Consider the following 22,695-nt stretch of genomic DNA (forward strand, 5'->3'; position numbering starts at 1 on the left):
GTCAGCCGAGCGCCCGGTCCAGGTTGAAGGCCGCGCTGATGAGCGCGAGGTGCGTGAACGCCTGTGGGAAGTTGCCCTGCTGCTCCCCGGTGTGGCTGATCTCCTCGGCGTAGAGGCCGAGATGGTTGGCGTACGTCAGCATCTTCTCGAAGGCGAGCCGTGCCTCGTCGATCCGGCCGGCGTGCACCATCGCCTCGACATACCAGAACGAGCAGATGGAGAACGTGCCCTCGTCGCCGCGCAGCCCGTCGGGGCTGGAGCGGGGGTCGTAGCGGTAGACCAGCGAGTCCGACACCAGCTCCTCGGTGAGCGCGTCCAGCGTCGACAGCCACTTCGGATCCGTGGGGGCGATGAACTTCGTCAGCGGCATCATCAGCACGGCCGCGTCGAGCACGTCCCCGTCCTCGTGCTGGACGAAGGCTCGGCGCTGCTCGGACCAGCCCCGGCTCATGATCCGCCGGTAGATCGTGTCGCGGCACTCCCGCCAGCGCGGCAGGTCGGCGGGCAGGCCGCGCCGGTTGGCCATCCGGATGGCCCGCTCGATCGCCACCCAGCACATCAGCCGCGAGTACAGGAATTTCCTGCGCCCGCCCCGCGTCTCCCAGATCCCCTCGTCGGGCTGGTCCCAGTGCGCGCACACCCAGTCCACCAGTGCGCACACGTCGTCCCAGTGGCCGCTGGAGATGGGCTTGGCCCACTTGTCGTAGAGGTAGATCGAGTCGATCAGCGCGCCGTAGATGTCGAGCTGGAGCTGGTCGGCAGCGGCGTTGCCGACCCGCACCGGCGCCGAGCCGTGATGCCCTTCCAGATGGTCCAGGGTGCGTTCGGGCAGCTCGGTGCGTCCGTCGATGCCGTACATGATCTGCAACGGGCCGGAGACCTTGCCGTCGCCCGGGCTGATGTGCCGGGTCACGAAGTCCATGAACGCCTCGGCCTCCCCAGTGAAGCCCAGTCGCAGCAGGGCGTAGACGCAGAACGCCGCGTCGCGCACCCACACGTACCGGTAGTCCCAGTTGCGCTCGCCGCCCAGCTCCTCGGGCAGACTCGTCGTCGGCGCGGCCACGATCGCCCCGGTCGGCGCGTACGTGAGCAGCTTCAGCGTCAGGGCCGAACGGTGCACCATCTCCCGCCAGCGGCCCTTGTACCGGGACGCCGACAGCCAGCGCCGCCAGTACGCCACCGTCGCCGCGAACTGCTCCTCCGCCTCCGTGCGCGCACACCGGCGGGGCGTCACCTCGCCGCCGACCTTGTCCAGCGCGAACACCGCCGTCTCGCCCTCGGTGAGCTTGAAGTCGCCTCGGACGTCCGGCCCGTCCGTCTCCAGCGACACGGTCGCGGTGAGCGCGAGCGCCAGCCCCTCGGTCTCGAACACCGCGGTGTCGCCGGCAAGCCGCACGGTGTGCGGCCGGGAGCCGTAGTCGACCCGGGGCGCCACCCGCGTACGGAACGGGATCGAGCCCCGTACGCACACCACCCGCCGGATCAGCCGGTGCCGCTCGGCCTCGGCCGGACCGCCGCCGACCGGCATGAAGTCCTGCACCTCGCCGACCCCGTCCTCGGTGAAGAACCGGGTGATCAGCACGTTGGTGTCGGGGAAGTAGAACTGCTTGGTCCGGGCCGGCACCGACGCCGCCAGTTCGAAACAGCCACCGCGCTCGGCGTCCAGGATCGAGGCGAACACGCTCGGCGCGTCGAAGGCCGGGCAGCAGTACCAGTCGATCGTGCCGTCGGTCCCCACCAGGGCCACACTGCGCAGATCGCCGATCAGCCCGTGCTCCGCGATCGGCACGTACCGCCGCCCGCCCCGGTCCTGTGCCGCTCCGTCCATGACAGCCTCCCTGCCCGGTCGGCGCCTCAGCCCAAGCCTAGAGCCGCCGCCGTCGGATCGCCGCTGCCGCCCCGCCGCCGTCGGATTGCCGCTGCCGCCCCGCCGCCGTCGGATCGCCGCCACCGCCCCGCCGCCGTCAGACCGTGACGACCCGCAGCCCGGCCTCCTCGAAGCGCCGTACCGTCTCCGCGTCGGCCGCCGTGTCCGTGACCAGCGTGTCCACCGCCTCGGCCGCGCAGATCCGGGCGAACGCCCGCTGCCCGAGCTTGCTGGAGTCTGCGGCGACCACCACCCGCTCCGCCCGCTCACACAGCAGCCGGTTGATCGCCGCCTCGGCCTCGTCGTGCGCCGCCGCACCGTGCGTGACGTCGAAGGCGACGACACCGAGCACCGCCACGTCGACGGTGATCTGCCCGAGCACCCCGTCCGCGAGCGGCCCGACCAGCTCGTAGGACTGGGCCCGCGCCACCCCGCCGGTCAGCACGATCTTGAACTGGGGCCGCACCGCCAGCTCGTTCGCGATGTTCAGGGCGTTCGTCACCACGGTCAGCGCGTGCGCCCCTGACCCGAGGTCCCCCCGCACGGCCAGGGCCCGAGCCACCTCGGTCGTGGTGGTCCCCCCGGTCAGTCCGACTGCCTCGCCCGGCGCCACCAGCTCCGCCACCGCCTTGGCGATGCGCTGCTTCTCCGAGGCGTGGCGGGCCGTCTTGTAGCGCAGCGGCAGCTCGTAGGACACGCCGTGCACGACCGCGCCACCCCGGGTGCGCACCAGCATCTGCTGCTCGGCGAGCCCGTCGAAGTCACGGCGGATCGTCGCCGCCGACACCCCGAGCTCCGCCGCCGCGTCCTCGACGTCCAGCCGGCCGCGCTCCACGAGCAGTTCCAGCAGCGCCTTCCAGCGGGCGTCGCGCGACATCCGCACCTCCACGTCTCGATCTCCGGCGACCCTAGCGCACCTGAACCCCACCGGATGCTTGATGATGCTCGAAAGGTGGCATTATCTTGCAGGAACGATCAGATCCGCCGGGCGCGTGGAGTGGAGGGTGCGAGATGACGCATGTCGAGGACGAACTGGCGAGCCAACCCGAGTGCTGGGAGCGCGCCGCGTCCCAGGCGCCCCGGTTCCTGAAGGCGCTGCCGGCGCCGGGGGAGCGGGTCGCGATCGTCGGCTGCGGAACCTCGTACTTCATGGCACAGGCAGCCGCGGCCCTGCGCGAGGGCGCGGGCCAGGGCGAGACCGACGCCTTCCCCGCCTCGGAGTTCCCCCACGGCCGCCGCTACGACCGGGTCGTCGCCCTGACCCGCTCCGGCACCACGACCGAAGTCCTGGACCTGCTGGCCCGGTTGAGGGACGGCACCCGCACCACCGCGATCACCGCCGACCCGGACACGCCCGTGATGACGGCCGCCGACGACCTCGCCGTCCTGGACTTCGCCGACGAACGCTCCGTCGTGCAGACCCGGTTCGCGACCACAGCTCTCACCCTGCTGCGCGCCCACCTCGGCCTCCACCCCGGCACCGCCGTCACCGACGCGCGCACCGCCCTGACCGAGCCGGTGCCCGAAGGACTCGTGGAATGCGGGCAGTTCACCTTCCTGGGGCGCGGCTGGACCGTCGGCCTGGCCAACGAGGCCGGGCTGAAGATGCGCGAGGCCGCCCTGGCCTGGGCGGAGGCCTACCCGGCGATGGAGTACCGGCACGGCCCCATCAGCGTCAGCACAGCGGGCACGGCGACCTGGATGTTCGGGGACGCGCCGGACGGACTCCCCGAACAGGTGCGCGGCACCGGCGCGTCGTGGATCGCCGGACACCTCGACCCGCTCGCCGAACTGGTCCGCGCCCAGCGCCTCGCGGTCGCCGTCGCCGCGGCCCGCGGACTGGACCCCGACCGCCCGCGGCACCTCACGCGCTCGGTGATCCTCGCGCCCTGACCCGGGGCCTGTCGCCCGGACCACGCCGCGGGGGCGTGGCCCCGCACACGTGAGGCGACCACGGGCCGCAGCCGATCCCCGCGACCTGAACCGGACCACAGGCCCCAGGAGACCACGTGCCCCTCACCACCACCGGCGAACTCGTCACCTCCGCCGCAGCCGGCCGCTCGGCCGTCGCCTCCTTCAACGTCATCACCCTGGAGCACGTCGAGGCCGTCATCGCGGGCGCCGAGTCGGTCCGCACCCCTGTCGTCCTCCAGGTCAGCGAGAACGCGGTGAAATTCCGCGGCGGACAGCTGCTCCCGCTCGCCCGCGCTGCCCTCACCGCGGCCGAACACGCCGCCGTACCGGTCGCGTTGCACCTCGACCATGTGCAGAGCGACACCCTGTTGCACCAGGCCGCGGACGCCGGGTTCAGCTCCGTGATGTACGACGCGGCCCAGCTGCCCTACGCGGAGAACCTCGCGGCGACCCGGGCAGCGGTCGCCTGGGCGCACACCCAAGGGCTGTGGATCGAAGCCGAGTTGGGCCAGATCGGCGGCAAGAACGGCAGACCCCCGCTGGACGCGCACGCCCCCGGCGCCCGCACCGACCCCGACGAGGCACGGGCGTTCGTCGCCGACTCGGGTGTCGACGCCCTCGCCGTCGCCATCGGCAGCTCCCACGCCATGACCACCCGCACCGCCGCCCTCGACCACGCCCTGCTGAAACGCCTGTCGGCCGCACTGGACGTCCCGCTCGTCCTGCACGGCTCCTCCGGCGTCCCGGACGAGGAACTCACGGCGGCCGTGGCGGGCGGCATCACCAAGGTCAACATCGGCACGGCCCTGAACATCGCGCTGACCGGAGCGATCCGGGAGTTCCTCACCGACCGGCCCGAGGAGGTCGACCCGCGCAGCTACCTGACCCTCGCGCGGGAGGCGATGACCCGGACGGTGGCGAGGACCCTGCAGACCCTCGGCGCCGCTACCGCTTGACGGCCTTCAGCACCACGAACTTCGGGTCGCTCGCCACGAGCCGGCTGTTGCCGAACAGCTTCCGCAGCTTGACGTGGTAGCCCAGGTGCCGGTTGCCGACCACCCACAGCTCCCCGCCCGGCCGCAACGCGCGCCGCGCCCCGGTGAACATCCGCCAGGCCGTGGCGTCCGTCGTCGCCTGGTGGGAGTGGAACGGCGGGTTGTTCAGGACCAGGTCGACACTGCCGGACGGCACGCCCGCCAGCCCGTCCCCGACCCGGAACTCGGCCTGCCCCGGCACGCCGTTCGCCTTGTACGTCGCCTCCGCCGAGGCCACGGCCTGGAACGACTCGTCGACGAACAGCACCTCGGCACCCGGGTCGGCCAGTGCCACCGACGTACCCACCACGCCGTTGCCGCATCCCAGGTCCACCACCCGGCCACCCCGCCCCTCGGGTAGATGGCGGAGGAGGAACCGCGTCCCGATGTCGAGCCGGTCGGCGCAGAACACCCCGGCGTGGTTGACGACCGTCCCGCGCGAGGCGGGACCGATGCCGTCCGGCAGCGTGTAGACGTACGGCCACGGGCTGGCGGGCCGCTCCAGCGCGGGGTCCGGCGTGCAGAAGATCAGCCGGGCCTTCTTCTCGGCGAGGGAGGTGCGGGTCGGGCCGAGGATCCGCTCGAACAACTGAAGCGTCGAGGTGTGGATCTCCTTCACCATGCCCGTGCCGACCACGACCGTCCCCGCGTGCACCGCCGGCGCCAGCCGCAGCAACTGGTCCTCCAGCAGCGCCAGGCTCTTGGGCACCCGAACCAGCAGCACGTCGATCCGCCCGGGCGGCGGATCCTGCGTGGTGAGCAGCCGCACCGACCCCGGCTCGACCCCGGCCCGCGCGAGGTTGGCGCGGGTCGCCTCCTGCGCGAGCCAGGAGTCGGTGATCTGCACCGGCCGGTGCGCCGCGAGCGCCGTGACCAGCGCACCCCAGCGGTCCCCGAGCACCACGACCGAGCCGTCCAGCGGCACCCGCTCCGCGGCCACATACCTCAGCAGGTACTCGTCCGAGGCGTCCCAGGCGCGCAGCCGGTCGCGCGGGTCCTCGGGGAAACGGGTCAGCGCCGGCTCGCCCCACGGCGTCTTCATGCGGTCGTCCATCGTGCGACCAGGCTAGCCGAGCCGCAGCTCAGGGTGTGTCGGGCACCATGGAAGGCATGGACGCCGAGCTGTTCCCGAGGGCCCGTACGCAGGTCGCGCCCGGCGCCGTGCACCTGCCCGACTGGCTGGACGCGGTACGCCAGTCGGAGCTGCTCGACGCCTGCCGCGACTGGGCCCGGCCACCCGCCGGGCTGCGCACGGTCCGCACCCCAGGCGGCGGCACCATGACCGCCCGGCAGGTCTGCCTGGGCTGGCACTGGTACCCGTACGCCTACGCCCGCACGGTCGCCGACGGGGACGGCGCGCCGGTGAAGCCGTTCCCGCCGTGGCTCGGCGAACTGGGCCGCCGGGCCGTCCGCGACACCCTCGGGGGACCCGCGCCGGACTACGACATCGCGCTGATCAACTTCTACGACGCCGACGCCCGCATGGGCATGCACCGCGACAGCGACGAGAAGTCGCACGCCCCGGTGGTGTCGCTCAGCCTCGGCGACACCTGCGTCTTCCGCTTCGGCAACACCGCGACGCGCACCCGTCCCTACACCGACGTCGAGCTGCGCAGCGGCGACCTGTTCGTCTTCGGCGGCCCCTCCCGTCTCGCCTATCACGGGGTCCCCCGCATCCACCCCGGGACGGCATCGCCGGGGCTGGGGCTGACCGGGCGGCTCAACATCACGCTCCGGGTGAGCGGCCTGCGGCGCCCGCCGGACGGCGACCCCGGCCGCACGGCGAGGCCCGGCGGGCACGCTCGGCCACCGTCCCGGCGGATCATGGGAGACTCGCCCTCATGAGCGGGAAGGCGGACCCCCGGCAGTCGGGGAACGGGAGCACTTCGAGGGCGCGGCTGGACCGGGGGCGCGGAGCGCTCGGACCCGCACTGGAGCTCGTGCACACCGGACGCGCCCCGACCCGGGCCGTGCTCACCGCCGAGCTCGGGGTGACGCGGGCGACCGCGGGTGCCGTCGCCGTCGAGCTGGAGGCACTCGGGCTGATCCGGGTCGACGCCCGCCCCGGCGCGGCGGCCGGCTCGCAGGGCAGGCCCTCCCACAGACTGGCCGTCGCCGACGACGGGCCCGTCGTGCTCGCCGCGCAGGTGCACGCCGACGGGTTCCGGGCGGCGCTGGTCGGACTGGGCGGCCGGATCGTCGCCACCGCGCCCGGCTGCGAGGTCGTCGACGCCGACCCGGCCAAGGTGCTGGCCTCGGTCGTCACGGCCGGTGCCGAACTGCTGCGCGAGACAGGGCTGCGGTGCGTGGGCGCGGGCCTCGCCGTACCCTCCGCCGTCGCCGAACCCGAGGGGCTGGCGCTGAACCCGCTCCACCTGGCCTGGCCCGCGGGCGCGCCCGTGCGGGACATCTTCGCCGAGCAGGTGCGCGCGGCCGGCATCGACGGACCCGCGTTCGCCGCGAACGACGTCAACCTCGCCGCGCTCGCCGAGCACCGGCACGGCGCCGGCCGTGGCTCCCGTGATCTGCTGTGCGTGGCCACCGGCCACCGCGGCGTCGGCGGCGCGCTCGTCCTCGACGGCCGCCTGCACCGGGGCAGTTCGGGCCTCGCGCTGGAGGTCGGGCACCTCACCGTGCACCCCGAGGGCCGCCCCTGCCACTGCGGCAGCCGCGGCTGCCTCGACGTGGAGACCGACCCGCTGGCCTTCCTCACGGAGGCCGGACGCGAACCGGGCCCCGAGGTGTCCCTGCTCCAGCAGTCCATCGACCTGATCCGCCACCACTACGACGACCCGGGCGTCCGCACCGCCGCCGAGGCCCTCATCGACCGCCTCGGCCTCGGACTCGCCGGCCTGGTCAACATCCTCAACCCGGACCGCATCATCCTCGGCGGCCTGCACCGCACCCTCCTCGACGCCGACCCGGGCCGCCTGCGCGCGGTCGTGGCCGACCGCAGCCTGTGGGGCCAGAGCGGTGGTGTCCCCATCCTGCCCTGCACCCTCGACCACAACAGCCTGGTCGGCGCGGCGGAACTGGCCTGGCAGCCGGTCCTGGACGATCCGCTGGGGGCGCTGGCCCCGCGGGCGTGAGCGGTCGTCGGTCGCGAGGCCGCGAGAGTGACCCCACTGGTGTCAGGCTTGTCCGCGCCGCTTCCGGGAAGGCGCGCCGCTGAGCGGGCAGGCTGATCCGCAGGCAGTCCGCCCGCACCGCACCACCGAGGAAGTTGACGCAATGACCGACACACTCACCGTGAGCGTCCTGGGCACCGGCATCATGGGCGCCGCGATGGCCCGCAATCTCGCCCGGGCCGGACATACCGTCCACGCCTGGAACCGCACCCGTGCCAAGGCCGAGCCACTGGCCGACGAGGGCGTGGAAATCGCCGACAGCCCCGCGCAGGCGGTCCAGGACGCCGATGTCGTCCTGACCATGCTCTACGACGGCCCCGCGGCCCTGACCACCATGCGTGAGGCGGCCCCCGCCCTGCGACCCGGCACCGTCTGGGTGCAGTCGACCACCGCGGGCATCGAGGGCGTCGCCGAGCTGGCCGCCTTCGCCCGCGACCACGGCCTGGTCTTCTACGACGCCCCCGTCCTCGGCACCCGCCAGCCCGCCGAGGCCGGGAAGCTGACCGTGCTCGCGGCCGGCCCCACCGAGGGCCGCGAGAAGGTGACGCCGGTCTTCGACGCCGTAGGCGCCCGGACCGTGTGGAGCGGCGAGGACGGAGCGCAGGCCGGTGCCACCCGGCTGAAGCTGGTGGCCAACAGCTGGGTCCTGGCCGTCACGGCCGCCGTCGGCGAGGCCCTCGCCCTGTCCAAGGCCCTCGGCGTCGACCCGCACGGCTTCTTCGACCTCGTCGCCGGCGGCCCCCTCGACATGGGCTATCTGCGCGCCAAGTCCGATCTCGTCCTCGAAGACAGGCTCACGCCGCCCCAGTTCGCGGTGGGCACCGCCGCCAAGGACGCCCGGCTCATCGTCCGGGCCGGCGCGGAGAACGGTGTCCGCCTGGACGTCGCCGAAGCGACCGTCGCCCGTATGGAGCGGGCCGCCGCCCAGGGTCACGCCGACGAGGACATGGTCGCGGCCTACTTCGCCAGCTTCGACGAGAAGACCGACTCCTAGGAGGTTCCTCCCATGTCCAAGCCGCCGCTGCCGCCCGAGGCCGAGGCCCTGCTGAGCAAGCCCAACCCGTGCGTCATGGCCACGCTGCGCTCCGACGGCGCCCCCGTCTCCACCGCCACGTGGTACGCGTGGAAGGACGGCCGTGTGCTGATCAACCTCGACGAGGGCCGGGTACGTCTCAAGCACCTGCGCCGCGACCCGCGTGTCACCCTCACCGTCCTCGCCGGCGACGACTGGTACACCCACGTCACCCTCATCGGCCGCGTCACCGAGACGTACGCCGACGAGGACCTGGCCGACATCGACCTCCTCGCCCGGCACTACACCGGCAAGCCCTACCCGGACCGCGTGCGCCCCCGGGTCAGTGCCTGGATCGAGGTCGACCGCTGGCACGGCTGGGGCTCGATGAAGGACAGCGACCAAGCCGGCGGCTGAGGCCGGTCACCGCACCAGCCGGCGCCACTCGGTCCCGAACGCCCGGCCCGGGTTCTCCGTGAGGATGCGCCCCACCAGCTCCTCGCCCACGGCCTGCACGAGCCGTGGCCGCACCCGGCGCAGCAGGTACGGCATGCCGGGGCCGCCGTCCACCGAGCGGGCGGCGGCCGTGGTGGTGTCCGCGCCCAGCAGCAGCCGGTCGCCGAACCCGGCGTCCGCGAGGGCCCGGACGGCGTCCGGCATCCGCCAGTCGGTGGCGTGGTGGGTGCGGGACGGCCCGTCGAAGGCCAGATAGCAGCCGTACTGCGCCGCCTGCCGGTGCACCACCAGGTCGGGGGAGCGGTTGAGGTGCCCGAGCACCACCCGGTCCGGCGGGACCCTCAACCGCCCGCAGAGCAGGTCCAGTACGTCCAGCGCGCCGGTCCCCATCTCCAGGTGCACGGTGATCGTCGCGCCCGTGGCGTGATGCGCCTCGGCCGCCGCCGTCATGGTCCAGCGGGCGTGCGCGTCCAGCGCGTGGAAACCGCCCGCGACCTTGACGAGCCCCGCCCGCACCCCCGACGTCCCGATGCCCTCGGTGAGTTCGGAGACGAAGACCTCGGCGAGCCGGCTCCGCAGCCCGGCGAGCGTGTCCTCGTCGTAGTGCACGGCCTGGTGCAGACCGGTCGCGGCGACCACGTGGACACCGGTCTCCCGGGACAGCGGCGGCAGATCGGCCACCCGCCGCCCGAGCCCGTACGGCGTCCACTGCACCACGGCCCCGCCGCCCTGCTCCCGGAACGCCGCCAGCTCCGCCCGCGCCGCCGTCACACTGCGCAGCTCCTGGCCGGGAAGCAGTGGACTGCCGAAGAACAGATGGTCGTGGGCGTCGCACACCCCCAGGTCCGCCGGCGACACGTCTCCCAGCACCGTGCGGACCGCGCTCACCACTGGCGTCCCCGGGGCAGCCGGTCCCGGCCCGGCGTGGACAGGTGCAGCACCTCGAACACCTCGCCGTCGGCCTTGGGCGCGTCCTGCTCCCATCGCTCCCAGAGAGAGAAGTGCACCAGCTCCCAGCGGCTCGTGTCGACGGCCGCGGCGGCGCACAGGGCTCCGTCCTCCGCCGCCAGCCGCCGGGCCTCGCCCACCGCGTCCTCCGCGATGTCGGCCAACAGCGCGCCGTCCGGCACCGGATGGCGGCGCCGTACCGCGAATCGCGCCTGCGAGCCGCCGCCCTCCTCGTACGCGAGCCCCGTCCACTGCCGCGCCGACGGCCGCCCGAAGTCGTCACCGACCCCCTGGAACCCACCGCCCCACAGAAAGGCGTTCATGCCGTCGACGGTGTTCCAGAGGTAGAAGGGCGCGTACTGGTTGACCGGCGAGGCGCGCTGTCCGCGCTCGCGCACCAGGTAGGCCTTGAGGCCGAGCCCGGCCCAGCCGTCGAGCAGGTGTCCCCGGCGGGCGACGCGGTCCCGGATGATGCCCATGTCGTAGTCCGCGGGCAGGGTGAGCTCGTACTGCATGGCGTGCATGGAATTCTCCTCAGGAGGACCGGGGTGCCAGCAGGGAGAGCAAACCCCGGATTCCCGCGTCGAACGCGGCGGGGGAGCCGGAGGCGCGGGCCAGGACGTAACCGCCCTGGACGGTCGCGACGACCGCCGCCGCGATCTCCCCGGCGTCGAGGGTGGCCGCGAACTGGCCCTGGGCCTTGCCCTCTTCGACGATCCCGGCGATCCGCCCGCGCAGCCAGTCGAGCGTCTCGTCGACCGGCGCCCGCAGTTCGGCACTCGCGATCACGTCCGGGTCCATCGTCAACCGGCCGACCGGGCAGCCCCGCAGCACGTCCCGCTCGCGGCGCAGATACGCCTCGATCCGCTCGTACGGTGTGCCCGGACCGTCGAGTACCGCCGTGGCGGTGGCCCGCATCTGCTCGGCGGTCCGCCGGATCGCGGCCAGGGCGAGATCGGGCTTGCCCTTGAAGTGGTGGTACATGCTGCCCTGTCCGGCGTCCGCGCGTTCCAGGATCGCCTTGGGGCTGGTGCCCACGTAGCCGCGCTCCCACAGCAGTTCGCGGGTGGACTCGATCAGCCGTTCCGGGGTGCTCATGGCCTCACTGTACATACCAGTAGTTACAGAAGTCGAGGGCGAAGGAAGCACTCGGGGCCCGCTCGCCTACTCCCCGCGAGGTACACACGGTGCCGCTGGCGGTACGACGACCGGGGGCCCCTCGCCGGACGACGCTCGAAAGCGACACACGACACGAAGCCATCGAGGAGTGGGACGACATGCAGACCCTGGCGAATTTCGGTGACGGCGGCGGGCCCGGCCCGTGGATCCTGCTCTTCCCGGTGATCTGGGTGCTGGTGATCGGCGGCGGCATCGCACTGCTGCGCCGCACCGTGTGGCGCGGACGCCACGGCGGCCCCGGGCAGCGGCCCACGGTCGGGAACGACTCGCCCATCGCCGTGCTCGGACGCCGCTTCGCCTCCGGCGACATCGACGAGGACGAGTACTGGCGCCGACTGTCCGTGCTGAACGAGGAGTTCGGCCACAAGGGGGGCGCGGGATGATCAGGCGCGGCCGGCGCCTCGCGAGCCCCTGACCGGCTGGCACGCGGCACGCCCGGACGTGCCGCGCGCCGTCGGGTCACAGTGACAGTGGTGTACACCGCGGGAGCGCACGCGACGGCGTACACCGCGGGAGCGCACGCGACGGCGTGCGCCCCCGGCGCCTCAGAGGGGGGACGGTGGTCACCGCCCGGTCAGCCGGCAACGGCGGACCGGGCGGGAGCATGGTCGGGCCTGAGCCCGTCGGTGGACGCCCCGACCTCGGCGAACCGGCGCTCGGGCTTGTCCAGCACCGTGCGCCGCGTCCGGAGGGACGGCGCCGTCATCACGGGGGCGGCCGTCGGCAGGGTGAACCACACGACCTTGCCGGACTCGCCGTCCGGCCGGACGCCCCAGCTCTCGCTCATGGCGGCGACCATCGCGAGCCCGCGCCCGCACGTCGCCATCGGCGCGATGTCCTGAGGGTCCTCCACCACGGGCATGCGTGGATCGCCGTCGCGCACCGAGACCATGAGCCGGTCCAGCAGCAGCTCTATCTCGACGGTGCACGTCTTGTCGGGCTGGGCATGCCGGTGGACGTTGGACAACAGCTCCGTCACGCCGAGCGAGGCCCGGTCGATCAGGGGATCCAGATGCCAGTAGCGCAATTGCGCAGATACGATTCTGCGGACCTGGCCGATCCGCGACGGCAGGGCTTGGAGCTCCACCGTGCAGTGCCTGCTTGGGTAGCTGATCACGGCTGCGACTCCCCGACGTGAGGTCCGGAAGAACACGGGATTCGGATCCAGCAGGGCGCCTGCGTGACACTGCCGCCTGCTGTCGTGTCCGGCGGGCTGGTTCGCAGCGTTATCGCCGGTAAACCCAGAGTGACGTGAGACCAGAGTGGCGCAGGGGGTGAGGTACCGCAACTCGCGGACATCTCAGTCGCCACGCCCCGCTGCCCTGCGCACGGCCTCGATGAAGCGCCGTGCGGCCGGCGGGCCCGGCTCTCCCGGTGCGGGGTCGTTCTCGCCCAGGGTGAGCAGGTACCGCTGGCCGTTGAGATCCGCCGTGGCCCGGTCATCGGGGCCGAACCAGGGCCTGGAGGCGCGCACGGCCTGGACCGGGGCGCTGTCGATCTCACTGCCGTAGCTGGTCAGGAGCTCGAGGCGGCCGTCGTTGATCCGGACCTGTCCGGCCCGGGTGAGCGAACGCAGCCGCTTCCCGATCCGCACGCCCGTGGCCCTGAACTCCGGCTCTCCCATGCCACCCACCCCCTGGTGCGCGTCGGTGTACCGGCTCGCTCCGTGCGATGCCCGGTACGGGCTCGTGTCCCGTTCCAGTGTGCCCCGTCCGCAGGAGTGCTCCCCTCCGAACGGTGCGTCGTGCCCGGTCAGGGCCCCGGCCCGGCACCGCGGTGCACCCTTGCCTGCCGCTTCTCCCGGGGCGCGGTGCCCGTGCCCGGAAGCCTGCCGCGGAAGGCGCGTCGTGCCCCTGCGCTCACCCCGTCCGGGGCCTTGGTCCCGCCGTGCAGTCTGCCCCCGCCCAGCGCCGAGCACCAGTGCCCGCGACCCCCTCGCCGGGGGGCGCCCGCAGCACGCTCACGAAGGCGCCCCCGGGACCACGCGCCCCCTTGCCCCGGCTCTGCTCCTGGGGGCGCTTTGGGGGGCTCAAAGATGCGTTTATGCAGGTGAGAAGCGTGCGCGAGGTGCCTATGATCGGAGGTGTCGGCCGCGCGACGCGTCGGCGGCGCGCAGCGTTAGGAGCCCCCCCGTGAGCACTTCCCAGCAGACCCGGACCGGCGTGACCCTCGACGTCGACCACAGCGACGTCGCCTACCGGACGTGGCTCAAAGAAGCCGTCCGCAGAGTCCAGGCCGATGCCAACCGCTCGGCCGACACCCATCTGCTCCAGTTCCCCCTGCCGGAGCGGTGGGGGATCGATCTGTACCTGAAGGACGAGTCGACCCACCCCACCGGCAGCCTCAAGCACCGCCTCGCCCGTTCCCTCTTCCTCTACGGCCTCTGCAACGGCTGGATCCGCCCGGACCGGCCCGTCATCGAGGCCTCCAGCGGTTCGACGGCCGTCTCCGAGGCGTACTTCGCGAAGCTGATCGGCGTGCCCTTCATCGCCGTCATGCCGCGCACGACGAGCGCCGAGAAGATCCGCCTCATCGAGTTCCACTCCGGCCGATGTCACTTCGTGGACGACCCTCGCACGATGTACGCGGAGTCCGCCCGCCTCGCGGCCGAGACCGGCGGCCACTACATGGATCAGTTCACCTACGCCGAACGGGCCACCGACTGGCGCGGGAACAACAACATCGCCGAGTCCATCTTCCGCCAGCTGCGCCTGGAGCGGTTTCCCGAGCCGGCGTGGATCGTCGCCACGGCGGGCACCGGTGGTACCTCGGCGACCCTCGCGCGCTACGTCCACTACATGCAGTACGACACCCGCGTCTGCGTGGCCGACCCCGAGAACTCGTGTTTCTTCGAGGGCTGGACCACCGGCGATCCGGACGTCACCTGTGACTGCGGCTCCCGTATCGAGGGCATCGGCCGGCCCCGCATGGAACCGAGCTTCGTGCCCGGCGCGATCGACCGGATGATGAAGGTGCCCGACGCGGCCAGCGTCGCCGCGGTACGGGCCCTGGAGCGCGCCATCGGCCGCAAGGCCGGCGGCTCGACCGGCACCGGGTTGTGGAGCGCGCTGAAGATCGTCGCCGAGATGGTGTCCGACGGCCGGCAGGGCAGTGTCGTGACCCTGTTGTGCGACCCGGGGGACCGGTATCTCGACAAGTACTACTCGGACGCCTGGCTGGCCGGCCAGGGACTGGACATCGAGCCGTACACCGCCGCGATCGACTCACTCCTGAAGACGGGCGTCTGGCCCGGCTGAGCCCGGGCCCTCGGCCCCGCGGCCGCCGCGCCCTCCCGGGCGGGAACGGGTGACGCACGTGCGCCACCCTGGTTGAGGGGCCGTCAGACGTCCTCGGCGTCCTCGGGCTCCCCGGCCACCACCAGCCGCCGCAGATGGTCCGCGACCACCCCGCGTGCCTCTTCCGGCAGGCCGGCGTCCGTCACGAGCGTGTCGACCCGCTCCAGCGCGGCGAACGAACTCAGGCCCACCTTGCCCCACTTGGTGTGGTCCGCGACCACGACCACGCGGCGGGCCGACTGCACGAGCCGCCGGTTCGTCTCGGCCTCCGCGAGATTCGGCGTCGACAGGCCGGCCTCGACCGATATGCCGTGCACCCCGAGGAACAGCAGGTCGAAGTGGAGCGCCGCGATCGCCTGGTCGGCGACCGGCCCCACCAGCGAGTCGGAGGGCGTGCGCACCCCGCCCGTCAGCACGACCGTGGCCGCGCCCTGCCGCGGGCCCGAGGTGCGCTGCGCCGCGTGGAACACATCGGCGACCCGCACCGAGTTGGTGACCACCGTGAGGTCCGGTACGTCCTGCAGCTGGTGCGCCAGCGCGAACGTGGTCGTACCGCCCGACAGGGCGATCGCCGCGCCCGGCGCTACCAGCTTGGCCGCGGCGCGTGCGATGTCCTCCTTGGCTGTGAGCTCCAGACCGGACTTGGCCTCGAAGCCCGGTTCGTGCGTACTCGCCTCGACCACCGGGACCGCGCCGCCGTGCACTTTCTCCAGCACGCCCTGGCGGGCGAGCGCGTCGAGGTCACGGCGGACCGTCATGTCCGACACGCCGAGCTTGCGGGTCAGCTCGTTGACCCGGACACCGCCCCGGCGCCGGACCTCGTCGAGGATCAGGGATCGCCGCTGCTCCGCGAGGAGGTTCTGATTCTCGCTCACGTACGCTCCGGTCCTTTCGCCTCAATGCCGTCGACACGCCCCGCGCATATCGGCTCCTACCAGGACATTCTTCCCTGCCGCGATGCGAGGACGCCCCATCCTCGCATGTCGAGGGGCGGACAGTGCCACCGACCGCTCGTCGCGCCCGTGCCACCCGCCCGATCGTCTCCTCGCTCCGCTTCATCACAGATCGGGGAGATTCCGTGACAGGGGGTGTGCCGCGCCGCGGAAGTGGAGATCCTTGTGCCCGCACGGACAGAGCCGACGGCGTGTCACGGGGGAAGTGCGAATCAGTGGAACGCGCGCAGGAACAGGCGTCGAGCGGCGGACCGGACGGTCCCGCCACACGGCGCGCCGAGAGCGGAACCGCCCTGGAGCTCCTGGTCCACGGCGTGGGCGGCACCACGCCGCAGGAGATGCTCAACGATCCGCGGACGGTGCGGATCACCGGCGACCACACCGCGGCCGTCTTCCGGCGCGCCGACGACGTCGACGCCGAGCACAGCCCCGACGACCGTCGTCGCGACGGGCCGGTGCCCGAGGCCTACGTCTGGTGCAACCTCACCTCCGGCAACGGCACCCGCGCCCTGTGGCTGTTGTTACTGCCGTTCATGGTCGTCAACCTGGCCCACTGGATGCGCCCCACCGCCCACGGCCGCCGCCGGACCGTGCGGCTGTACGGCCTGCTGGTGCGGCTCGCGGGGCTCACTCTGACGGTGCTGCTCGTCGCGGCGGCCTGCGAGGTCGCCCTCGACCTGGCGGCCTGGCAGTGCGCGGGCACCGCCGCCTGCGCCGACCGCCACTCCTGGCTGGGCTTCCTCTCACCCACCGTCTCGGACGGCGGCTGGTGGAGCGCCCCCGGCCGACGGCTCGCCCTCGCCGCCGCCGTGCCCACCGCCCTGACCGTCCTGCTGTGGTACCTGTCCCGGCGCACCTGGAGTGACTACGAGTCCCAGCAGCCCATCGAGCGTGCCCCCGAGCCCGAAGGGGACGGCGGCCCGACGGCCCTCGGCCGGCCCGGGTTCTGGTACGGGCGCCGGCTGGTGGCCCGGCTGCGCGCCGCGCACACCGCTGCCGGCCTGATCACGGTCGCCGCCGCGGTCGGCAGCGCCGCCGCCCGCTACGACCGCCGCCCCGGCGGCCCCGCCGTACTCGGCACCCTGGGACTGATCCTGGAAGCGGCCCTCGCGCTCTGCGCGGTCGCCGTGGTCTGGGTGGTGTGCCGCCGCGGCCGCAGCGAGAGACGGCTCGACCGGAAACTCGACGAGGGCTTCGTACGACGCCTGCCGCTCGCCGCGCTCGTCCTGCTCGCCCTCGCCGTGGTGTACGCCGGGTGGGAGCGCCCGGGGTGGACGTCGGAAGGACGGCTGCCGGGTGACACGACCTTCGGCGGGATCGCCCTGGTCCAGGGCGTGCTCGTGGTCGTCCTCGGGGTCGTCGCCCACGTCCTGCACCGCACCGACCCCGACCGCCGGGCGGTGCTGCGGGGCCTGGGCGGACCCGCGGTGGCGATGCTGGCCTGCGCGCTCGGCGGGGTGATGTCCGGCGGCGTCTCCCAGCGCGTGTCCGACTGGCTGGACGGCACCGGGGCGTCCATCGAGGGCCCGCCGGTGCTGCTGACCTGGCAGGCGTCCGTGATCCCGCCGCTGCTCGTCGTGCTGCTGGGGCTCCTCGGCTGGCTGGCCCATCGCGCCTGGCGGCTGGCCCGCGCCGAGCGCACCGCCGTGGCGCTCGACTACCCGGACGAGAACCAGGACCGCGCCCGCACCCGGCGCATCGCCTACACCCGTGCGATGGCCTCGCTCACCGACCGCGGACCCCGCATCGTCGCCGTGACCTCCGGCGTCACCCTGCTGCTCGGCGCCGGAGCCCTCGTGGGTGCCCTGGCCACCGACGAGACCCCGGGCCAGGCCGCGCAGGGCACCTACCCCGTCCTCCACGGCGCCGCCGAGACCTCCCAGGCCCTCGGCTCCTGGCTGATCGGCCTCGGCTTCCTCCTCTTCGTCACCTGGGGACGGCGCGCCTACAAGGACGCCGCCGCCCGCCGCACGATCGGCATCCTGTGGGACGTCGGCACCTTCTGGCCACGCGCCTCCCACCCCTTCGCCCCACCCTGCTACGCCGAGCGCGCGGTGCCCGACCTGACCTGGCGGATGGCGACCTGGACGCGCGCCACCGGCGGACGGCTGGTCATCTCCGGGCACTCGCAGGGCAGCGTCCTCGCCGCAGCCGCGGCCTGGCAACTCGCCCCGTCAGCCCGCAAGCGCGTCGCCCTGCTGACCTACGGCTCCCCGCTGGAGCGCCTGTACGGCCGCTGGTTCCCGGCCCACTTCGGGCCCGCCGCACTCGGCTCCCTGCACCGGGACGTCGACTGCTGGCGCAATCTCTACCGGCTCACCGACCCTATCGGCGGCCCGATGCGGCTGCCCGGAGCGCAGGTCGACCACGCTCCCTTGATGGACCCCCTCGCCTTCGGCCGCACCGCCCTGCTGCCGCTGCCCGCGCCGATCCTCGGCCACTCCGACTACCAGGCGGACCCGGTGTTCGCCGAGGAGCGCCGCACACTGCTGGCCCGGCTGCGGCCCGAGGCGCCCTCAGAGCCCACGGGGGTGTCGGAGGAGCCGCCAGCGGGCCGCTCGGAGCATCCGGAGCTGCCTTCGCCACGACCCCAGCCCGAGCCGCCCGCCGCCTAGGCGGATCCTCAGAGCAGCTCGGGCAGATCCTCGGCGTAGAGCAGCGTCAGGTCGTCCTTGTCCGGCTCCGGGAGCTGGGCGACCCGGCTCGCGTGCCGCTCGACCATGGCCTCGAACGTCTGCCGTGCGGTACGCCCGTTGCCGAACGCCGGACCCTTGGGGAGCAGCGTGAAGTACTTCCCCAGGGCCTCCGCGGCGCCCGGCGCGAGCCGGTACTCGTGCTCCTCGGCCTGCTGCTCCACGATCCGCAGCAGATCCTCGGGGTCGTAGTCGCTGAAGGTGATGGTCCGTGAGAAGCGGGACGCCACGCCCGGGTTGACGGACAGGAAGCGCTCCATCTCGGCCGTGTAGCCCGCGACGATCACCACGACCGCGTCCCGGTGGTCCTCCATCAGCTTCACCAGCGTGTCGATGGCCTCCTTGCCGAAGTCGCGACCCGCGTCCTCGGGGGACAGCGCGTACGCCTCGTCGATGAACAGCACGCCGCCGCGCGCCTTCTCGAAGGCCTCCTGGGTGCGGATCGCCGTCGAGCCGATGTGCTCGCCGACCAGGTCGACCCGGGACACCTCCACCAGGTGCCCCTTCTCCAGCACGCCCAGGGAGGCGAGGATCTCGCCGTAGAGCCGCGCGACCGTCGTCTTGCCGGTGCCGGGGGAGCCGGTGAAGACCAGATGACGCTTGACCGAGGCCGCTTTCAGACCGGCCTGCTGACGGCGGCGGCCGACCTCGATCATGTCGGTCAGGGCGCGCACCTCGCGCTTGACGCTCTCCAGGCCCACCAGCGCGTCCAGTTCACCGAGGACGTCCTTGGAGGTCCGGGCCGGCTGCTCGGCCCCGGCGGCCTGCGCCTCAGGCTCCGGTTCGGTGCGCGGTCCCGGGAGCGCGCCCAGCAGGCCGGGGGAGTGGCTCACCGCCTGCACGGCCGTCTCCCGCGCCGCGGGCGCGCGCAGCCCCGCGCTCTCGTCGCTCGTGCAGTCCTCGACGAGCGGGCCCGCCCCGGACGTCGCGTCGGCGCCGCTGTCCGCGAACTCGTAACCCCCGCGCGCGCACCGCTCCGTGCGGCACTTCCGCAGCGTCGTACGGCTGCCGTCGATGACGTGGAAGCCGTAGCCGCCGCTGCCCGTCACCCGGCAGTTGAGGAAGCTGCCCCGGCCACCCGCCGAGACATAGACGCCGGCCTCCGCGGGCGAGTCGATCGTGCAGCGCTCCACGGTGGGGTCGGCGCCCTTGGTGACGATCACGCCGGTCTGCGTGCCGTCGACCGTGCAGCCGCTGAGCGTGCCGCCGCTGCCGTGGTCGCGGAACCAGGCGCCCGTCGCCGCGTCCCGGATCCGGCAGTCGTCGAGCTGCGCGGTCGCGCCGTCGCTCACCGACACGACCGTGTTGCGCACCTGCGACAGGTCGGTGTCGACGACGTCCACACGCGAACCGCGGTCGAGGACGAACAGCGCGTCCGGCACGTCGTGCACCCGGCATGAGTCCAGTACGGCGGTGGCGCCGTCGCTGACCCACACCGCCGGGTAGTCGCCCGTGCTGTCGAAGATCTCGCACTGGTTGGCGTCCACCCGGGTGCCCGGGTCCCACACCGACAGGCCGTTGCGCCCGAACTGCCGCACCGTGGTGCGGGTCAGGGTGAGAACGGAACGGGAGCGCAGGTCGACCGCGTTCTCCGGGATGTCGTGGATACGGCAGTCGGCGAGGGTCAGCACCGCGTCCGTGTCGAGTGTGACGCCGTCGGACGTCGTGCGGTGCACATCGCAGTCGGTGAGGTGCGCGGTCGCCCGGCCGGTGATCTGCACACCGCTGCCCCGGACTTCGTACACCTCGCAGCCCACGGCCTCCAGCGCCGAGTTCTCCCCGGTCGCCGACAGGCCCGAGCCCGAGGTGTGGTGCACCCGGCAGCGCTCCAGGCGCGGGTGGGCGCCGCCGCGCACCGCCACCCCCGCCTGGCCGGCCGCGACGACCTCGCACTCCTCGAACACCCCGCCCGCGCCGTCGACCACGGCGATGCCGATGCCCGCCGGGTTGTCCACCGCGCAGCGCCGCACCGTGGGCCGGGCGCTGCCGCGCACCTCGATCCCGGCCGCCGACCGTGTCACGACCCGCACGTCCCGCAGCTCCGGGGTGCCCTCCTCCACCAGCACGGCGGGGGCGGCCGCGTCCTGGCCCTCCACGTGCAGGTCCTGCACCACCGCCGAGGCGCGCACGGTCAGCGGCACGCCGTCCAAGGGTGCGATCCGCACCGAGCCGGGGGAGCCCTCGGGGCCGCGCAGGGTCACCGCGCGCTGCAGGACGAGGTTCTCCCGGTAGGTGCCGGGCGCGACGGTGAGGACGTCTCCGTCGGCCGCGGCCTCCAGGGCGGCGGCGAGCGATGCGTACTCACCCGTGCGGCGCCGCCACCGCGACGTGCCGGTGTGCGTCACCTGGACCGTGCCCTGTGCCATGGTGTAGCTGTGCCCCCACCTCGGTCGTACTGATGGCTCGTCCGCCCTAGGGGCGCTCCGGCCGGGGTCGCTACCGCGACCGAGCCCGGCCCTCCGGGGCCCGGGCACGCACACGGCATCGACACCGGCGCGTCCCTGAGGTTCGCTCGCGCGCGGGTTGTGCCGAACGGTTCGGCCGGACCACCGTAGCGTGCGCGCGGGTGGTGGGTTGACCAGAGCCTGAAGCCCGTCAGCTGCCGGCGCCTGTCCTGCCCCAGTCCGGGCCCGCCCTGTCCCATGCCTGGTCCCAACGCGCGTACCGGCGGCGGGCCATGCGCCACACGATCAGCCGTCTGCCGCCCTCTATGAGTCCGCCCGTCGCCAGGGCCGCGCCGAAGCCGGCGAGGACCGCGTGCGTCGAGGCGGTCGCGGAGTCGAGCGGGCGGGGCACCATCCGGCCGTGCGCGTCGGTCCATATCCGGAACGTGTCGCCCTGCTGCGGGTCCTTGAGGCTCGCCAGGGCGGGGCCCTGGTGCGCGGTGCCGTCCGGCGCGGTCCAGTCGGCGAGGACGCGGTTGCGCAGATCCCGTCCCGACGACGTCTCGGGGTCGGAGTCCAGCGGGGAGCGGTCCAGCTTGCGGACCACCGTGGCGGTCACCAGATGCCGCGCCTCGTGCTGCGCCCGCACCGAGCGCTGCAGCGCGTCCTGAGCGGACTCCCCGACGAGTGAGCCGGCCACCGGCGCGACCAGCAGGATCAGCAGCAGGGCGGCCAGTGCCAGCCAGGCCTCGGCCAGGTCGGTCGCGCGGCAGAGCGGATTGCGCCGCCAGCGCCAGAGTCCGCTGATCGCTCGCACTGCCTGCACCCCCTTCCCGCTCCGTGATACTCCCCGGCGGAGCCGTCCACGCACGGACCCGTCGAAGAGAGAGCGAAGTCACCTCTCCCCAGGGCCTCTCATGAATTTCTCACACAAGCCCAAACGCCCGGACCCGCGGCACGGTTCCCGCTCCGCCCGAAGAGCTATTCGAGAATCCTGAGCGGATCCCCGACCCGGATCGCGCCGCGCGACAGCGGCACCAGATTCTGGCCGAAGACCAGCTTGCCGTCGCGCCGGCGGTGCCGTCCCAGGCTGAACAGGGGCTCGCGGCCGCGCTCGCCGGTGTCCTGGTCGGTGGTCGTCACCACGCATCGGCCGCAGGTCTTGGCCACGCGGAACGGCACGTCCCCGATGGCGAGGCGCGACCAGTCGTCCTCGGCCCAGGCGGGGGTGCCCGTCACGACCACGTTCGGCCGGAAGCGGTTCATGGGCAGCGGGCCTTCGCCCACGTACTCGCCCTGCGCGATCAGGGAGTTGAGGGCGTCGAGCGAGGCCGTGGTGGTGAGCAGCAGCGGAAAGCCGTCGGCGAAGGAGACGGTCTCACCGGGCCGCGCGTACTCCGGGGCGAGAGGTCTGCGCGTGGCCGGGTCGTCGAGGTGCACCAGGCGCACCTCGACGCCGAGGTGGGAACTGCACCAGGCGTGCGCGGCCTCGTCCTCGGCGGGGACCGCCTCGACCTTGTCGCGGAAGATCTCCACCGGCACGGTGACCGACGGCCGGGGTACGGGCACGGTCAACGGCGGCATGCCCGGCGCGGACAGCCGGACGCCGCCACCGGGCAGCAGCTCGGCGGCGACGCGCGCGAGTCGCGGCTGTTGGCGTTGCGTGACGACCTTTCCCCCGTCGTCGATCAGCACCCAGCGCCGGTCCCCGGCCAGCCCCCAGGGCTCCACGACGGCCTGCCGGGGCGCCAGGCCCCGGACCGCCTTGACCGGATGGAGGTGAATCGAGTGCAGGTGAGCGTTCCCCATGGGGCCATCGTGCCAGCCGGCA

The 22,695-nt window shown here is 73.3% G+C and carries 21 protein-coding genes; 9 read left to right on the forward strand and 12 right to left on the reverse strand.

Annotated elements, in window-relative coordinates:
• Position 1: 1 nt before the first annotated feature.
• Positions 2-1,828 (reverse strand): glycoside hydrolase family 15 protein, encoded by a 1,827-nt coding sequence (locus FDO69_RS32460; protein ID WP_104785309.1) that lies wholly within the window; start codon positions 1,826-1,828, stop codon positions 2-4.
• A 136-nt stretch (positions 1,829-1,964) separates the two neighbouring features.
• On the reverse strand, positions 1,965-2,744 hold the full coding sequence (locus tag FDO69_RS32465; protein ID WP_104785459.1) for a DeoR/GlpR family DNA-binding transcription regulator: 780 nt from the start codon (positions 2,742-2,744) through the stop codon (positions 1,965-1,967).
• Between the two features lie 134 nt (positions 2,745-2,878).
• On the opposite strand from FDO69_RS32465, the gene FDO69_RS32470 reads away from it, so the two are divergent.
• The gene (locus tag FDO69_RS32470; RefSeq protein ID WP_104785314.1) at positions 2,879-3,760 is read left to right on the forward strand and encodes an SIS domain-containing protein; all 882 of its coding nucleotides are present in this window, start codon (positions 2,879-2,881) and stop codon (positions 3,758-3,760) included.
• A 116-nt stretch (positions 3,761-3,876) separates the two neighbouring features.
• Entirely contained in the window at positions 3,877-4,737 is an 861-nt protein-coding gene (locus FDO69_RS32475) for a class II fructose-bisphosphate aldolase (RefSeq protein WP_104785317.1), read from the forward strand.
• Here the strand turns inward: FDO69_RS32475 and FDO69_RS32480 are convergent.
• Entirely contained in the window at positions 4,727-5,857 is a 1,131-nt protein-coding gene (locus FDO69_RS32480; RefSeq protein WP_104785462.1) for a methyltransferase, read from the reverse strand. The two genes, FDO69_RS32475 and FDO69_RS32480, sit on opposite strands and share 11 nt — an antisense overlap.
• Positions 5,858-5,925: 68 nt before the next feature.
• On the opposite strand from FDO69_RS32480, the gene FDO69_RS32485 reads away from it, so the two are divergent.
• From FDO69_RS32485 to FDO69_RS32500, 4 genes are all read left to right on the forward strand, one after another.
• Positions 5,926-6,660, forward strand: coding sequence for an alpha-ketoglutarate-dependent dioxygenase AlkB family protein (locus tag FDO69_RS32485; RefSeq protein WP_234388191.1), 735 nt, complete (start codon positions 5,926-5,928; stop codon positions 6,658-6,660).
• The gene (locus FDO69_RS32490; protein WP_104785321.1) at positions 6,657-7,904 is read left to right on the forward strand and encodes an ROK family protein; all 1,248 of its coding nucleotides are present in this window, start codon (positions 6,657-6,659) and stop codon (positions 7,902-7,904) included. Before FDO69_RS32485 ends, FDO69_RS32490 begins: the two co-directional genes overlap by 4 nt.
• Positions 7,905-8,046: 142 nt before the next feature.
• Positions 8,047-8,937: an NAD(P)-dependent oxidoreductase gene (locus FDO69_RS32495; RefSeq protein WP_104785324.1), complete on the forward strand. Its 891-nt coding sequence runs from the start codon at positions 8,047-8,049 to the stop codon at positions 8,935-8,937.
• A gap of 12 nt (positions 8,938-8,949) precedes the next feature.
• Positions 8,950-9,372 (forward strand): PPOX class F420-dependent oxidoreductase, encoded by a 423-nt coding sequence (locus FDO69_RS32500; RefSeq protein WP_104785327.1) that lies wholly within the window; start codon positions 8,950-8,952, stop codon positions 9,370-9,372.
• 6 nt (positions 9,373-9,378) lie between these two features.
• Here FDO69_RS32500 and FDO69_RS32505 read toward each other — a convergent pair whose 3' ends face one another.
• Genes FDO69_RS32505 through FDO69_RS32515 form a run of 3 tightly spaced genes read right to left on the reverse strand, consistent with a single transcriptional unit; the run spans position 9,379 to position 11,472 of the window.
• A complete protein-coding gene (locus tag FDO69_RS32505) occupies positions 9,379-10,299 on the reverse strand; it encodes a phosphotriesterase family protein (RefSeq protein ID WP_104785330.1) in 921 nt (306 codons plus the stop codon).
• Positions 10,296-10,883 (reverse strand): DUF4865 family protein, encoded by a 588-nt coding sequence (locus FDO69_RS32510; protein WP_104785333.1) that lies wholly within the window; start codon positions 10,881-10,883, stop codon positions 10,296-10,298. The genes FDO69_RS32505 and FDO69_RS32510 overlap by 4 nt, the downstream gene beginning before the upstream one ends.
• 10 nt (positions 10,884-10,893) lie before the next feature.
• The gene (locus FDO69_RS32515) at positions 10,894-11,472 is read right to left on the reverse strand and encodes a TetR/AcrR family transcriptional regulator (RefSeq protein WP_167526723.1); all 579 of its coding nucleotides are present in this window, start codon (positions 11,470-11,472) and stop codon (positions 10,894-10,896) included.
• A 164-nt stretch (positions 11,473-11,636) separates the two neighbouring features.
• Here FDO69_RS32515 and FDO69_RS32520 point away from each other — a divergent pair, with 164 nt between their 5' ends.
• Complete coding sequence (locus FDO69_RS32520; protein WP_104785339.1) at positions 11,637-11,921, forward strand: SHOCT domain-containing protein; 285 nt, start codon at positions 11,637-11,639, stop codon at positions 11,919-11,921.
• Between the two features lie 191 nt (positions 11,922-12,112).
• Here FDO69_RS32520 and FDO69_RS32525 read toward each other — a convergent pair whose 3' ends face one another.
• On the reverse strand, positions 12,113-12,655 hold the full coding sequence (locus FDO69_RS32525; protein ID WP_104785342.1) for an ATP-binding protein: 543 nt from the start codon (positions 12,653-12,655) through the stop codon (positions 12,113-12,115).
• 183 nt (positions 12,656-12,838) lie between these two features.
• Positions 12,839-13,162 (reverse strand): hypothetical protein, encoded by a 324-nt coding sequence (locus FDO69_RS32530; RefSeq protein ID WP_104785345.1) that lies wholly within the window; start codon positions 13,160-13,162, stop codon positions 12,839-12,841.
• 508 nt (positions 13,163-13,670) lie between these two features.
• Between FDO69_RS32530 and cds1 the strand changes: the two genes are divergently transcribed.
• Complete coding sequence (gene cds1, locus FDO69_RS32535) at positions 13,671-14,795, forward strand: L-cysteine desulfhydrase Cds1 (protein ID WP_104785348.1); 1,125 nt, start codon at positions 13,671-13,673, stop codon at positions 14,793-14,795.
• 83 nt (positions 14,796-14,878) lie between these two features.
• On the opposite strand, the gene FDO69_RS32540 is transcribed toward cds1, so the two are convergent.
• Positions 14,879-15,709, reverse strand: a complete 831-nt coding sequence (locus FDO69_RS32540) for a DeoR/GlpR family DNA-binding transcription regulator (protein WP_104785351.1) — start codon at positions 15,707-15,709, stop codon at positions 14,879-14,881.
• A gap of 293 nt (positions 15,710-16,002) precedes the next feature.
• On the opposite strand from FDO69_RS32540, the gene FDO69_RS32545 reads away from it, so the two are divergent.
• Entirely contained in the window at positions 16,003-18,402 is a 2,400-nt protein-coding gene (locus tag FDO69_RS32545; RefSeq protein WP_104785354.1) for a hypothetical protein, read from the forward strand.
• A gap of 8 nt (positions 18,403-18,410) precedes the next feature.
• On the opposite strand, the gene FDO69_RS32550 is transcribed toward FDO69_RS32545, so the two are convergent.
• From FDO69_RS32550 to FDO69_RS32560, 3 genes are all read right to left on the reverse strand, one after another.
• Complete coding sequence (locus FDO69_RS32550) at positions 18,411-20,846, reverse strand: right-handed parallel beta-helix repeat-containing protein (RefSeq protein WP_104785357.1); 2,436 nt, start codon at positions 20,844-20,846, stop codon at positions 18,411-18,413.
• Between the two features lie 229 nt (positions 20,847-21,075).
• Positions 21,076-21,681: an Rv1733c family protein gene (locus FDO69_RS32555; protein WP_104785465.1), complete on the reverse strand. Its 606-nt coding sequence runs from the start codon at positions 21,679-21,681 to the stop codon at positions 21,076-21,078.
• Positions 21,682-21,845: 164 nt separating this feature from the next.
• On the reverse strand, positions 21,846-22,673 hold the full coding sequence (locus tag FDO69_RS32560; RefSeq protein ID WP_104785360.1) for an MOSC domain-containing protein: 828 nt from the start codon (positions 22,671-22,673) through the stop codon (positions 21,846-21,848).
• Positions 22,674-22,695: the final 22 nt, after the last annotated feature.

Source organism: Streptomyces tibetensis (genome assembly GCF_007655005.1).
GTDB lineage: Bacteria > Actinomycetota > Actinomycetes > Streptomycetales > Streptomycetaceae > Streptomyces > Streptomyces tibetensis.